The sequence below is a fragment of the Kibdelosporangium aridum genome, from assembly GCF_900176515.1.
Taxonomy (GTDB): Bacteria; Actinomycetota; Actinomycetes; order Mycobacteriales; family Pseudonocardiaceae; genus Kibdelosporangium; species Kibdelosporangium aridum.
Map to the genome: position 1 here is coordinate 1 of NZ_FWXV01000019.1, position 13669 is coordinate 13669.

13 protein-coding genes and 2 rRNA genes are annotated in these 13669 nt (G+C 68.0%); 14 read left to right on the plus strand and 1 reads right to left on the minus strand.

Annotated elements, in window-relative coordinates:
- Positions 1 to 144: ribosomal RNA gene (locus tag B9C43_RS51800) — 23S ribosomal RNA — on the plus strand; the annotation flags it as partial.
- A gap of 67 nt (positions 145 to 211) precedes the next feature.
- A 5S ribosomal RNA gene (rrf, locus tag B9C43_RS51805) occupies positions 212 to 328 on the plus strand.
- A 216-nt stretch (positions 329 to 544) separates the two neighbouring features.
- Here the strand turns inward: rrf and B9C43_RS58015 are convergent.
- A complete protein-coding gene (locus B9C43_RS58015) occupies positions 545 to 1819 on the minus strand; it encodes a hypothetical protein (RefSeq protein ID WP_200826094.1) in 1275 nt (424 codons plus the stop codon).
- Here B9C43_RS58015 and B9C43_RS58020 point away from each other — a divergent pair.
- From B9C43_RS58020 to B9C43_RS51865, 12 genes are all read left to right on the plus strand, one after another.
- Positions 1811 to 2653 carry a tetratricopeptide repeat protein gene (locus B9C43_RS58020; protein ID WP_235039342.1) on the plus strand — a complete coding sequence of 281 codons (843 nt, stop codon included), beginning with the start codon at positions 1811 to 1813 and terminating at the stop codon, positions 2651 to 2653. The genes B9C43_RS58015 and B9C43_RS58020 overlap by 9 nt on opposite strands.
- A complete protein-coding gene (locus B9C43_RS51815; RefSeq protein WP_143447210.1) occupies positions 2650 to 3675 on the plus strand; it encodes an HAD-IIA family hydrolase in 1026 nt (341 codons plus the stop codon). Before B9C43_RS58020 ends, B9C43_RS51815 begins: the two co-directional genes overlap by 4 nt.
- A gap of 4 nt (positions 3676 to 3679) precedes the next feature.
- On the plus strand, positions 3680 to 3871 hold the full coding sequence (locus tag B9C43_RS51820; protein WP_037272132.1) for a hypothetical protein: 192 nt from the start codon (positions 3680 to 3682) through the stop codon (positions 3869 to 3871).
- 7 nt (positions 3872 to 3878) lie between these two features.
- Positions 3879 to 4694, plus strand: a complete 816-nt coding sequence (locus B9C43_RS51825) for a TlyA family RNA methyltransferase (protein WP_033387640.1) — start codon at positions 3879 to 3881, stop codon at positions 4692 to 4694.
- Positions 4691 to 5584 (plus strand): NAD kinase, encoded by an 894-nt coding sequence (locus B9C43_RS51830; protein ID WP_033387639.1) that lies wholly within the window; start codon positions 4691 to 4693, stop codon positions 5582 to 5584. Before B9C43_RS51825 ends, B9C43_RS51830 begins: the two co-directional genes overlap by 4 nt.
- A 63-nt stretch (positions 5585 to 5647) precedes the next feature.
- A complete protein-coding gene (recN, locus tag B9C43_RS51835) occupies positions 5648 to 7432 on the plus strand; it encodes a DNA repair protein RecN (protein ID WP_033387638.1) in 1785 nt (594 codons plus the stop codon).
- A gap of 48 nt (positions 7433 to 7480) precedes the next feature.
- Positions 7481 to 8353, plus strand: coding sequence for a helix-turn-helix domain-containing protein (locus B9C43_RS51840; RefSeq protein WP_084434617.1), 873 nt, complete (start codon positions 7481 to 7483; stop codon positions 8351 to 8353).
- Positions 8354 to 8390: 37 nt separating this feature from the next.
- Positions 8391 to 8945: a dihydrofolate reductase family protein gene (locus B9C43_RS51845; protein ID WP_084434618.1), complete on the plus strand. Its 555-nt coding sequence runs from the start codon at positions 8391 to 8393 to the stop codon at positions 8943 to 8945.
- A gap of 114 nt (positions 8946 to 9059) precedes the next feature.
- The gene (gene steA, locus B9C43_RS51850; protein ID WP_084434619.1) at positions 9060 to 10244 is read left to right on the plus strand and encodes a putative cytokinetic ring protein SteA; all 1185 of its coding nucleotides are present in this window, start codon (positions 9060 to 9062) and stop codon (positions 10242 to 10244) included.
- On the plus strand, positions 10241 to 11167 hold the full coding sequence (locus B9C43_RS51855) for a copper transporter (protein ID WP_084434620.1): 927 nt from the start codon (positions 10241 to 10243) through the stop codon (positions 11165 to 11167). The genes steA and B9C43_RS51855 overlap by 4 nt, the downstream gene beginning before the upstream one ends.
- A 98-nt stretch (positions 11168 to 11265) precedes the next feature.
- Entirely contained in the window at positions 11266 to 12972 is a 1707-nt protein-coding gene (locus B9C43_RS51860) for a CTP synthase (protein WP_084434677.1), read from the plus strand.
- On the plus strand, positions 12969 to 13592 hold the full coding sequence (locus B9C43_RS51865; protein WP_033387635.1) for an NUDIX domain-containing protein: 624 nt from the start codon (positions 12969 to 12971) through the stop codon (positions 13590 to 13592). Before B9C43_RS51860 ends, B9C43_RS51865 begins: the two co-directional genes overlap by 4 nt.
- The last annotated feature ends 77 nt before the right edge of the window (positions 13593 to 13669 follow it).

The window sequence follows — 13669 nt, forward strand, 5'->3', positions numbered from 1 at the left end:
AGCGGGAAGCTCGTTCCAAGATGAGGTCTCCCACCCATTTGATGGGTTAAGGCTCCCAGCTAGACGACTGGGTTGATAGGCCAGAGATGGAAGCACGGTAACGTGTGGAGTTGACTGGTACTAATAGGCCGAGGACTTGCTCACAAAGATGTTACGCATCCACTGTACGGTTCTGAAACACCAAACCCCGGTTTGAGTGGTTTCACGGTTTTACCGTGGTTATAGCGAAGAGGAAACGCCCGGTCCCATTCCGAACCCGGAAGCTAAGCTCTTCAGCGCCGATGGTACTGCACTGGGTACGGTGTGGGAGAGTAGGTCGCCGCGGTAATATTCTTCGAGGGGCCCCGCGAGTAATCGCGGGGCCTTTTCGCTTGTGGTCCCTCGTGAATGTTTGCCCGGGTTGTGCCCGGATAACCATTCATGAGCGGTGACCTGCACCGGCTGAAACTCTTGCGTTGCAGGCCGGTTGTTACCATGGTCGATGGCCTGCTGGCCAACTTGAGAAGTTTTCAGCCCCGCGGGACGGGGCGTGGAGGTTTAGGTGTCAGAGTTCGATCGGCCCGAGGCCGGTAGCGGCGACCAGCCGCGCGGTCGCGGAGCCGGCGGTGATCGTCAGAACGATCGCCGTAAGGACGGTCGGCGTGGGTATGCCGGCGACCGTAAGCCACGTGGAGCTGGCACCGACCAGCGGTACGGCGGCCGTAACCGCGACGAGCGGGGTGACCGCTGGGCGCCTCGCGACGACTCCGATCGCCGTGACTTCCGCCGAGATGACCGGGACGACCGCCCGTTCCGGAAGCCCGCGCGCGACAACAACTCCCGCGGCTATGACCGCGGCGACAAGCCACGCCGCGACTTCACCCCGCGAGACCGTGACAACAACCGGGGCGGGGACCGGCGCACCTTCGGCCGTGACGACCGTCCCCGCCGGGACTTCAACCGCGACGACAAGCCGCGCCGCGACTTCAGTGACCGTGGCCCGCGCCGGGACTCCAACAGCGATGACCGGCCGCGCCGGAACTTTGACCGGGACGACCGTCCCCGCCGCGACTTCAACCGCGACGACCGCCCGCGCCGGGACTACAACCGCGACGACAAGCCGCGCAGCTTCAACCGGGATGACAAGCCGCGCAGCTTCAACCGTGACGACCGTCCCCGCCGGGACTTCAACCGGGATGACAAGCCGCGTCGCGACTTCGGTGACCGTGGCCCGCGGCGGGACTCCAACAGCGATGACCGGCCGCGCCGGAACTTCGACCGGGACGACCGCCCGCGTCGGGACTTCAACCGCGACGACCGCCCTGCCCGCAGCTTCGATCGCAGCGATCGACCGCGCCGCGACTTCAACAAGGACGATCGGCCCGCGCGCAGCTTCGACCGGAATGACCGTCCCCGCAGGGATTTCAACCGGGATGACAAGCCGCGTCGCGACTTCGGTGACCGTGGTCCGCGCAAGGACTTCAACCGCGACGACCGCGGTCCCCGTCGTGACTTCAACAAGGACGATCGGCCCCGCCGGGATTTCGGTGACCGTGGTCCGCGGCGTGACTCCAACGGCGATGACCGGCCCCGTCGGGACAGGGACGACCGTCCCGCGCGCAGCTTCAACCGGGACGACAAGCCGCGTCGCGACTTCAGTGACCGTGGTCCGCGCCGCGACTTCAATAAGGACGACCGTCCAGCACGCCGCGACTTCAGCCGCGACGACAGGCCCCGGCGCGACTCCGGCAATGACCGCCCGCGCCGGGACTTCGACCGTGACGAGCGCCCGCGTCGCGACTTCGATCGCGATGAGCAGCCGAGTCAGGAAGTGCAGCACGTCCAGGACGTCCCCAGCGAGGAGTCGCCGAGCCGCGACTTCGAGCCTTCGCAGGATGTCGAGCGTGCTGACCTGCCGGTGACCGAGGCGTCCGAGCAGGAGCCCGCCGAGCAGACCGACGAAGCGCCTGAGGCCAGGCCCGAGCCGAAGAAGCCGGCCAACCCGGACCTCGAGACGCTGCCCGAGGGCGCGGACATCTCCAAGCTCGACCCCGAGGCCCGGCAGGAACTCAAGAGCCTGCCCAAGGCCCAGGCCGAGGACGTCGGCCAGCACCTCGCCGCGGCGGGCATGCTGATCGACGAAGACCCCGAGCTCGCCCTGAAGCACGCCCGCATCGCGCGTGGCAAGGCGTCGCGGGTGGCGATCGTGCGTGAGGCAGCTGGTCTGGCCGCGTACCACGCGGGCGAATGGGCGGAGGCGTTGTCAGACCTGCGTGCGGTGCGCCGCATGACGGGCTCGAACGCGCACATCGCCGTCATGGCTGACTGTGAGCGTGCCCTCGGCCGTCCCGAGCGGGCTCTCGACCTGGCCAAGGAGGTCGGCACGGACGTCAGCCCGGCGACCGCCGTCGAACTGCGTATCGTCGCGGCCGGTGCACGCCGTGACATGGGACAGCTGGACGCTGCGGTTGTCGCGTTGCAGGGCCCAGACTTGGACCCGAAGCGACGGGACCCGTGGAGCGCGCGGCTGTTCTACGCGTACGCCGACAACCTTGAGGCTGCCGGTCGTAACGACGAAGCGATCCGTTGGTTCCTCAACGCGGCTCAGGTCGATGACGAGGAAGAGACCGACGCGGCCGAGCGGGCCGTGGAACTTGGGGCCGCGCTGCAGTGAAACGTCGGCTGCTCGACATCTACGATGCGCTGCTGCTCGACCTGGACGGAACCGTCTACCGCGGTGGTGAGGCGGTTCCGGGAGCGGCAGAGGCAGTACAGGCAGCCAGGGAGAACGGCACAGCCGTCCGGTTCGTGACCAACAATGCCTCGCGTAGCCCTGAGGATGTCGCGGAGCACCTGACGAGCCTGGGTGTGGTGGCCAAACCGACCGAGGTGAGCACGAGCGCGCAGGCCGCGGGCACGGTTCTGGCCGAGCGCCTGCAGCCTGGGGACGAGGTTCTTGTCGTCGGCACGGACTCGCTCGCCGACATCGTGTCCGCCGCTGGCCTGCGCCCGGTTCGCACGTTCAGCGACACCGTGAAAGCCGTTGTCCAAGGGCTGACGCGGGAACTCGTCTACAACGACCTGGCCGAGGCAACACTCGCCATCCGTGCCGGTGCGTTGTGGGTGGCGTGCAATATGGACGCCACCCTGCCGACCGAGCGCGGCGAGCTGCCCGGCAACGGTGCTCTTGTCGCAGCCGTACGGGCCGCGACAGGGCAGGAGCCTGTGGTCGCGGGTAAGCCCGCGCGGCCGTTGATGGACGAGGCGATCACGTCCGCCACCGCAGGCAGCCCGCTGGTCGTCGGCGACCGTCTCGACACCGACATCGCGGGTGCCGTCACGGCGGAAGTGGACGCTCTGCTCGTACTGTCCGGCGTGACGACGGCTGCAGACCTGTTGGCAGCGCCCGCGTGGCTTCGGCCGCGTTATGTGGCGGCGTCAGTTGGTGACGTATGTGGCCCCGCAGCTGGACTCGAGATTGAGGCACAGCGTGCATGGGAAGTCGACCGAACTGATCATCTGCTGACCGCCCGGTGGACCGGAAACGGCTGCGCCGCTGACGAACTGGCGTTATTACGCGCGTTGTGCGCGGCGCACCGGCCGATCGACGGCGGTGAGATCAAGGTCCGTGCCGAGGACGACGCGACACGTAGTGCGCTGAGCGCGTTGGGAATTGCCAGAACGGCGGTACCGTGAAGTGGTGCAGTTCAACTCTGAAGGCAGCTGGCACGCGCCCGTCCCTGGGCCGCCACCGGACCCGACCGCCGCGATCGACGCGGCGCTGGCCGGTCTCGAAGGGCTCGACCAGCTCGAGCCGGTCGAGCACGTCGGCCGGTTCGACGCGGTGCACACGGCGCTGACCGAGGCGCTGTCGAGCATCGACAAGGTCTGAGACGCCCATGCCCCGCAGGTCGAGGCTGGACGCTGAGCTCGTGCGTCGTGGCCTGGCCAGGTCACGCGAGCACGCGTCCCAGCTGATCGTGGACGGCCATGTCACGGTGAAGGGCGTCGTGGCCAAGAAGCCCGCGACCGCCGTGGAAACCGACGCGGCCGTGGTGGTCAAGGAAGACATCGACGACCCCGGTTGGGCGTCGCGTGGCGCGCACAAGCTGATCGGTGCGCTCGAGGCGTTCGGGCCCGATGGCTTGACCGTCAAGGGAAAGCGTTGTCTTGACGCGGGCGCGTCCACCGGCGGGTTCACCGATGTGTTGCTGCGCAACGGAGCTTCGCAGGTCGTCGCCGCGGATGTGGGACGTGGCCTGCTGGTCTGGCGGTTGATGACCGACGACCGGGTGCTGGTGCTGGACAAGACGAACGTCCGCAGCCTGACTCCCGAACTCACCGCCGGGCCGGTCGGCTTGGTGGTCGCGGATCTGTCGTTCATCTCGCTCAAACTGGTGCTGCCCGCGTTGCTGGCCTGTACGACCGAAGACGCCGATCTGGTCCCCATGGTCAAGCCGCAGTTCGAGGTCGGGAAAGAACGTCTGGGCTCCGGCGGTGTGGTGCGGGACCCTGGACTACGCGCCGAAGCTGTGATCGAAGTGCTCACCGCTGCCGCGGAGCTCGGCCTGCGCCTGCACGGCGTGGTCGCCAGCCCGTTGCCGGGGCCGTCGGGCAACGTGGAGTACTTCGTCTGGCTGCGGCGTGGTGATCGGCTCGAACCCGAGCAGGTCGCCGAGATGGTTCACACTGCTGTGCAGAAAGGACCGCAATGACCGAGAGACCGCCGATCTACGAGATCCTCATGGTCGTGCACACCGGGCGGCACGCGAACCGGCGGACCGCCGAGCTGGTCGCCGAACAGTTCGGCAGGGCCGGAGTGGCGGTCCGGGCGCTGGACGTCGAAGCGGGTGACTTCAGCCCGGACCTGTCGACGGTCTGCGTGGACGAGAACGCCGCCAAGGGCGTCGACCTGGTGTTCGTGCTCGGTGGTGACGGAACCCTGCTGCGGGCCGCGGAGTTGGCGCGCCCGGCCGGTGTCCCGGTGCTCGGCGTGAACCTCGGCCGGGTCGGCTTCCTCGCTGAAGCGGACTCCGACGACCTGGATGTGGCCGTGCGGCGCGTGCTGGACGGCAAGTTCCACGTCGACGAGCGGATGACCCTTGAGGTCGTGGCGACCCTTGAAGGCGAGGAGATCGCCAGGACATGGGCGTTGAACGAGGCCAGCGTCGAGAAGAGCAGCCGCGACAAGATCCTGGACGTGCTGATCGAGGTCGACGGTCGTCCGGTCTCGGCGTTCGGCTCCGACGGTGTGCTCTGCGCGACGCCGACGGGTTCGACGGCGTACGCGTTCTCCGCAGGCGGGCCCGTGCTCTGGCCGGACGTGGAAGCTCTGCTCGTGGTGCCCAGCAACGCGCACGCGATGTTCGCGCGGCCGCTCGTGGTCTCACCGTCGTCGGTCGTGGCCATGGAAGTCGATCCGGGCGGGCACCCGGCGGTGTTGTTCTGCGACGGTCAGCGCACGTTCGACTTGCCTCCGGGCGCGCGCGTGGAGGTCTCGGCGGGATCAGAGCCGGTCAGGCTGGTCCGGCTGTGGGACGGGCCGTTCACCGACCGGCTTGTGAATAAATTTGGTTTGCCCGTACAGGGGTGGCGCAAGCGATGACCGAAGACCTGCTTGCAGGGTCGAGCGTTAACACTGTCGGAGCGGGTAGGTAGGGTTCCTACTGTGCTGGCCGAGATGCGCATCCAGGGCCTCGGCGTCATCGACGAGGCGACCCTGCAACTGGACCCCGGATTCACTGTGGTCACTGGTGAGACCGGGGCGGGTAAGACCATGGTCGTGACCGGGCTGCATCTGCTGTCCGGTGGCCGTGCGGAGGCGTCCAGAGTGCGCTCTGGCGCGAGTCGTGCCGTGGTCGAGGGCCGTTTCCACGTGCCGCCAGACTCAGCAGCGGCGAAGGTCGCGGTGGAAGCCGCGGCGGAACCCGACGAGGACGGCAGCCTGATAGCGCTGCGTACGGTCGGATCAGACGGACGGTCCCGCGCCCACCTGGGCGGCCGATCAGTCCCCGTGGGTGTGCTCGCGGAAATCGCCGAGCATTTGATCGCGGTCCACGGCCAGAACGACCAGTTGCGCCTCCTGCACCCCGCGGAGCAGCGCGCGGTCCTGGACACGTTCGCTGGAGACGCGGTCGCGAAGGCGTTGGCCGAGTACCGGTCGACCCGCGCGGAGTGGCTCGATGTGATCGAGGAGCTGCGGGAGAAGACCGAGCGCGCCCGTGAACTGGCGAAGCAAGCGGACATGCTGCAGCACGGCTTGAAGGAGATCGAGGCCGTCGACCCGAAACCGGGTGAGGACACGGCACTGGTCGACGAAGCCCGGCGGCTGGCGGACGTCGACCAGCTCCGTGAGGCAGCGGCAGGCGCCCACTTCTCGCTGAGCGGCTCGCCGGACGACCCGGCTGACGGTGCGGGCGCGATGGCCCTGATCGACGAGGCCAGACGGCGTCTTTCTGCCTCGGAGGATCCCAAGCTGCGTGACCTCGAACCCCGCCTGGCCGAGGCAGCGGTGTTGCTGAGCGACGTGAACAACGAGCTCAGCGGCTACTTGGAGGGTCTGGAGGCCGACCCGGCTCGTCTTGAGCAAGTGCTGGCGCGCCAAGCCGAGCTGAAAATGCTGACCCGCAAATACGCCACGGACATCGACGGCGTGCTCGCCTGGGCAGCGGACGCTGCCCAGCAGCTGACCGGCCTGGACACCTCCGAAGAGGCACTGACCGCGCTGGCTCACCGCCGCGACGAGCTGGCCGCCGAGTTGGCACGGCACGCCTCGACGTTGACCGAAGAGCGCGAGCGCGCAGCCCAGGAACTGTCTTCGGAAGTGACCTCAGAACTCGCGGGCCTCGCCATGGGCTCCTCGGGCATCGAGGTCGCCGTACGCCCGAAATTGGCAGCCGCGGAAGACACCAACGCACTCAAGGTCGGCGACGTCATGTTGTCGGCTGGGGCGGACGGCGTTGATGAGGTCGAGATCCGGCTGCGCGCGCACGACGGCGCGCAGGCGCTGCCGATCCACAAAGCGGCGTCGGGCGGCGAGCTGTCGCGCGTGATGCTCGCGATCGAGGTGGTCCTCGCACACGCCGACCCTGTCCCCACCATGGTCTTCGACGAGGTCGACGCCGGTGTCGGTGGCCGTGCGGCCATCGAGATCGGGCGCCGGTTGGCCCGGCTGGCCCGTAGCCACCAGGTCGTCGTGGTCACGCACCTGGCCCAGGTCGCGGCTTTCGCTGACCGGCACCTGGTCGTGGACAAGTCCGCCAAGGGTGGGCTGACCAAGTCCGGTGTGAAGACGTTGTCGGCGGAGGAGCGGGTCGTCGAACTCGCTCGGATGCTCGCGGGCATGGAGTCCACCGAGACCGGGCGTGCCCACGCGGAGGAGCTCCTCGGCTTGGCCGAGACCGTCAAGCGTGAGGCCATCAACGGCAAGAAGTCCCGCCGTAAGCGCTCCTAGCGACCCAAAGCGGGCATCTCGGTGACCTTGGTCGGCGATACTGCGGACATGTCCGAGGTGGACCGGGGCGACTGGACCCGATGGCCGCAAAGCTATCGGGAGCGGCTGCCGGTGCCGCAGTTGTCGGCGCACGTGAGCTGTGTGTGGCTCCAGGAGGTGGCGCCGGACGCCGAGCCGTACTGGTTTCAGGCCGTACCGAACGGCACTGTCGAAGTCGTTTGTGTGCTGGGCGGCATGCCTTACGTGATCGGCCTGCAGTCGGGGCGCACGCGTGAACTGCTCACACCCGGCACTGTGATGGTCGGTGTCCGGTTCCGGCCGGGTGCCGCGGCGCCCGTGGTGCGTGCCTCGGCGGGGGACCTGGTGGACCTGACAGTCGGCTACGACGACCTCTGGAACCCTCGCGCGGCCCTGCGGGTGGGCGAGTTGGTGGCGGCCGCACGTTCGCCGCAGGATGCGGCAGCGCAGCTGGAAGCCGAAGTGCTTCGCCTGGTCCATGCCGCGGCCGAGCCGGATCCCGTGGTGCGGGCGGCAGTCGGCCTGCTGACGACTGGCCCGGTCAATGCCGTCCACACGCTGGCAGCCGAGTTGTACGTGTCGGACAGTCAGCTACGCCGCAGGTTCAGCACCGCGGTGGGCTGTTCGCCCAAGGTCCTGCAGCGCACGCTGCGGTTCTGGGGATTCCTTGCCTTGGCGCAGGCAGGCCCGCGGCCGCGCCGCTCGCTCACCGAACTGGCCGCCGTCGCCGGGTACGCCGACCAGGCCCACCTGTCGCGCGAGGTCGTCTCGATCACCGGGGTGCCACCGACCGAACTGCTGGCGGGCCTCGAACGCACCTGCGGGGAGCACCACGACCACACCGCTACCTACCAGCCACTGTTGACTGATTTGTTCAAGCGGTGGCACAGCAGCCGGTCCTAGGGTCGGTCGCATTCAGCACCGACCTCCCGGAGGAACCGTGGGTTTAGTGGAAGTCAACCTGTCGATGTCGCTCGACGGATACGTCACCGGCCCGGAGCCCGACGCGGCGAACCCTCTTGGTGTCGGCGGCGCCGCCATCCTTCGTCCCGGCGGCGAACGCTGGATGGTCGACGAGGTCGTCGCCGCGGCCGGTGCCGTGGTCGCCGGCCGCCGGACGTACGACCACGTCGACGGCTGGGGTGAAGAGCCGCCGTTCCGCATGCCGGTTTTCGTTCCGACGCACCGGCCACGTGACGTCCGGGTCGCGGGCGACACCACCTTCACGTTCGTTGCCGACGTCGAAACAGCGGTCGCGATGGCGAAAGAGGCAGCGGGCGACAAGAACGTGTACATCATGGGTGGCGCCAGTACCGCGAACCAGGCACTGCGTGCCGGTTTGGTCGATGAGCTCAACCTCCACATCGAGCCGGTTCTGCTCGGCGGTGGCGCACAGCTGTTCGCGGACTTGGGCAGGCAGCAGATCCGACTGGAACGGACGCGGTTGATCGAAGGCCCGAACACCACTCATGTGCGGTTCCGGGTCCTGCGCTGATCGTTGTCCAGCCAGGTCACAGCACGTGACCTGGCATCCCTCATGTGAGTGACCGTCCACGTGGCACGGCGTGGCGTGAGCACTGTGGACTGTCCATTTGCCACCATCGGACGCATGAAGCTTCCGGGAGTGCTCAATCGCGCGAATCAGAGTCAGCCCGGGGTGACCGGGGTGGCCAAGGTCGACCGCAGGACCGGGGATCTGCTGCGGCGGATCGGGCCTGGCGATGTCGTTGTCCTCGACCAGCTCGACCTCGACCGCGCCACGGCCGACGCGTTGGTCGCGGCCGGTGTCGCGGGCGTGGTGAACGCATCTCCTTCTATCTCTGGGAGGTTCCCCAATCTCGGGCCGGAACTCCTTGTCGAAAAAGGCATCCCGCTGATCGACGGGGTCGGTGTGCACGCGCTGCGGGAAATCCGGGAAGGAAGCAAGCTCCGGCTGCACGCTGGGACTGTCTACTGTGGAGACCGGGAAGTCGCGCGCGGCACTCAGCAGACCGCCGAGACCATCGCCGATCAGATGATCGAGGCGAAGGCCGGGATGTCCGCTCAGCTGGAAGCCTTCTCCGCCAACACCATCGAGTTCCTCCGCCGTGAGCGGTCGTTGATCCTTGACGGCATCGGCGTGCCCGAGCTTCGCATTCCGGTCAAGGGCAGGCAGGTCCTCATCGTCGCGCCGGGCACGGACTACGTCGAGGACCTCAAGAAGCTCAAGCGCTACATCTCCGAGCACCGGCCTGTGCTGGTCGGTGTCTCCAGCGGCGCCGACGCCCTCAGGGACGAGGGGTACAAGCCCCATGTCATCGTCGGCGATCCCGATCGCATCAGCACCGACGCCCTCACGGGCGGCGCGGAAGTCGTCATCCCCGCGGACACCGACGGGCACGCCCCTGGCCTGGAACGCATCCAGGACCTGGGCATCGGTGCCGTCACGTTCCCCGCGTCCGGAAACCCGGAAGACCTCGCTCTGATCCTGGCCGACGCGCACGGCGCATGCCTGGTCGTCACCGTCGGATTCCAAGCGACCCTCAGGGAGTTCCTCGACAGCGGCCGCTCCGGTTCCAACCCGTCGACCTTCCTCACGCGACTCAAGCTCGGCAGCAAGCTCGTTGACGGCAAGGCCGCCGCGAGCCTGCACCGCACCCGTGTGTCGACTGCCGCCATCGTGTTGCTGATCATCGCCGCTCTCATCGCGGTTGGTGCGGGCCTTGCGGTGTCTGGCGTCGGCGGGACGTATGTCGACTGGATCGTCAACACCTGGAACGACTTCGCCGCCTGGATCAAGGGGTTGTTCACGTGATCTCGCTGCGCTACCACATCATCTCGATCGCGGCCGTCTTCCTCGCGCTGGCCGTCGGGGTCGTGCTCGGGTCGAGCACATTGAGCCGGACGTTGCTCTCCGGCCTGTCCGACGACCGTGACGAGCTGGCCAAGCAAGTGGCCGATCTGCAAGTCGAGCGCAACGGCCTGAACGCCAGACTGGCCAGTTCGGACGGCTTCGCGGGCTCGATCGGCCCGATGGCGGTCCGTGGGGAACTGGAGCAACGCACCGTCGTCATGGTGACCACGCACGATGCCCGCCCGGCGGACCGTGACGCGGTGAAATCCCTCATCGGCAACGCCGGTGGCACGGTCTCCGGCGAGCTTCAGCTGACCGACGCGTTCTCTGACCCGCAGAAGGCCGATCAGCTCAGGGACGTCGTCACGCGCTTGCTCCCGGCTGGGCTGCAGCTGCCCACCGCGTCGGATCCGGGCACGCTCGCCGGTGGTCTGCTCGGGTCGCTCGTCCTGATCAACAAGGACACCAACCAGCCGCAGGCCAAGCCGAACGAGGTGACCGCCGCGTTCACCGGCCTGGCCGACGGCGGCTTCATCCACATGCCGACCGATCTGCGGCCAGGCCAGCTGGCGTTGATCCTCACGGGCAGTGCCTTGGCTGGCAACGGCGCCGGGGACCGTGCGTCGACGGTCGCCCGATTCGCCGCCCAGATCGACCGCGCTGGTGCGGGCGCCGTGCTGGCCGGCGACACGGGTTCGGCGGACGCGACCGGTCCGGTCGGCATGGTGCGCGCGGACACCGCGGCGACGTCCATCCTGTCCACTGTGGACAATGTGGAGCTGAACGCCGGGCGGGTGGCCACGGTTCTGGCGCTGAGCGAGCAGTTGGAAGGCAAGGCGGGGCGGTACGGCACCGCTGGCACAGCGCAATCCGTCGTGCCCTGATCGTTACTGACGGTTATCACCGAGACACGCCTATACCCTGTTCCCCACTGGACGGCAAGAAGGTGTTACCGTGGAGCCCCGTGGAAAACAGTAGGCGGCTGCCTCAAGCGCGGACGACAAAGCACGTTTTCGTGACGGGAGGCGTCGCCTCCTCCCTGGGTAAGGGACTCACCGCTTCCAGTCTCGGTCAACTGCTGACGTCTCGCGGTCTGCGGGTCACGATGCAGAAGCTCGACCCGTATCTCAACGTCGACCCCGGCACGATGAATCCCTTCCAGCACGGCGAGGTGTTCGTGACCGAGGACGGCGCGGAGACCGACCTGGACATCGGGCACTACGAGCGGTTCCTTGACCGCGACCTGAGCGGCACGGCCAACGTGACCACCGGCCAGGTGTACTCGACCGTCATCGCCAAGGAACGGCGCGGCGAGTACCTGGGCGACACGGTGCAGGTCATCCCGCACATCACCGACGAGATCAAATCCCGTATCCAGGCCATGGCCCTGCCCGACGCCAACGGTGTCGTGCCGGACGTGGTCATCACCGAGGTCGGCGGCACGGTCGGCGACATCGAGTCACTGCCGTTCCTGGAGGCCTGCCGTCAGGTCCGGCACGACGTGGGCCGCGACAACTGCTTCTTCCTGCACGTCTCGTTGGTGCCCTACCTGGCGCCGTCCGGTGAGCTGAAGACCAAGCCGACGCAGCACTCCGTCGCCGCCCTGCGCAACATCGGTATCCAGCCGGACGCGATCGTCTGCCGCGCCGACCGGGAGATCCCGGACTCGTTGAAGCGCAAGATCGCCCTGATGTGCGATGTGGACACCGACGCGGTCGTGGCCGCGCCGGACGCGCCGTCCATCTACGACATCCCGCGAGTGCTGCACAGCGAGGGCTTGGACGCCTACGTGGTCCGCCGCCTTGGCCTGCCGTTCCGTGACGTCGACTGGGCCGTGTGGGGCGACCTGCTGGGCCGTGTGCACAACCCGAAGGAGACCGTGCGGATCGCGGTCGTCGGCAAGTACGTCGACCTGCCGGACGCGTACCTGTCGGTCACCGAGGCGTTGCGGGCCGGTGGGTTCGCCAACCGCGCCAAGGTCGAGATCGTCTGGGTCGCCTCGGACTCCTGTGAGACGCCGTCCGGTGCGGCGCACGCGTTGTCCGGTGTGGATGGTGTGCTGATCCCCGGCGGGTTCGGTGTGCGGGGCATCGAAGGCAAGCTCGGTGCGATCAGCTTCGCCCGTGACCGCAAGATCCCGCTGCTCGGACTGTGCCTCGGCCTGCAGTGCATGGTGATCGACGTGGCCCGCAACCTGGCCGGGCTGACGGGCGCGAACTCCGCGGAGTTCGACGAGAACACCGAGCACCCGGTCATCTCCACGATGGCCGACCAGGAAGACGTCGTCGCGGGTGAGCGCGACATGGGCGGCACGATGCGGCTTGGCGCCTACCCGGCCGCGCTGACCGCCGGTTCGGTCGTGGCCAACTCGTACGGCTCCACAAGCGTTTCCGAGCGGCACAGGCACCGCTACGAGGTCAACAACGCCTACCGCAAGCGTTTGTCTGAGGCTGGCCTGGTCTTCTCCGGCATCTCGCCGGACGGGCACCTGGTCGAGTTCGTCGAGCTGCCTGCCGACAAGCACCCGTTCTACGTCGGCACGCAGGCGCACCCGGAGCTCAAGAGCCGCCCGACGCGCCCGCACCCGTTGTTCTCCGGCTTCGTCAAGGCGGCGCTGGCGTACCGCACCGCCGACCGGCTGCCTGTGGAGCTGCCGGAAAGCAACCACGTCGTGAGCGTCGTCTCGTGACCGAACGGCACGCGTTCGACGTGGTGTCCACAAAGGACATCCATATCGGCAGGGTGGTCGGCCTGCGGATGGACGAGGTCCGCATGCCCGGTGGCGGCACGGCGATGCGCGAGGTCGTCGAGCACCTCGGCGCTGTCGCCGTTGTGGCGCTGGACGAAGACGGCAAGGTGGTGCTGATCCATCAGTACCGCCACCCGGTCGGCCGCAGGCTGTGGGAACTGCCCGCTGGCCTGCTGGACGTCGAAGGCGAGAGCCCTGCCACGACCGCCGCGCGTGAGCTGGAGGAAGAGGCCAACCTGTCCGCGTCCGAGTGGTCGGTGCTCGTGGACGTCGCCGCATCGCCAGGCTTCACCGACGAGGTCGTGCGGGTCTTCCTGGCCCGTGGGCTGACCGAGGCCAACCGCACGGAGCCGGAGGGCGACGAAGAAGCGGACATCGTCGTTGAGCGCATCCCGATGGCCGACGCTGTCGCCAAGGTCTTCAGCGGCGAGATCGTCAACGCCTCGACCGTGGCAGGCCTGCTCGCCGCTCAAGCGGTCCTTGGCGGCCAGGCGACACCGCGTCCGGCCGACGCGCCATGGGACGACAAACCCACCGCGTTCGCCCATCGCCGCAGGTAGCTGCTCGTGAGTGTTTTGGACGGCTGGAGCCGGCCAAAACACTCACGAGGGCGAGCAGGGCAGCGGCGATGAGGGCC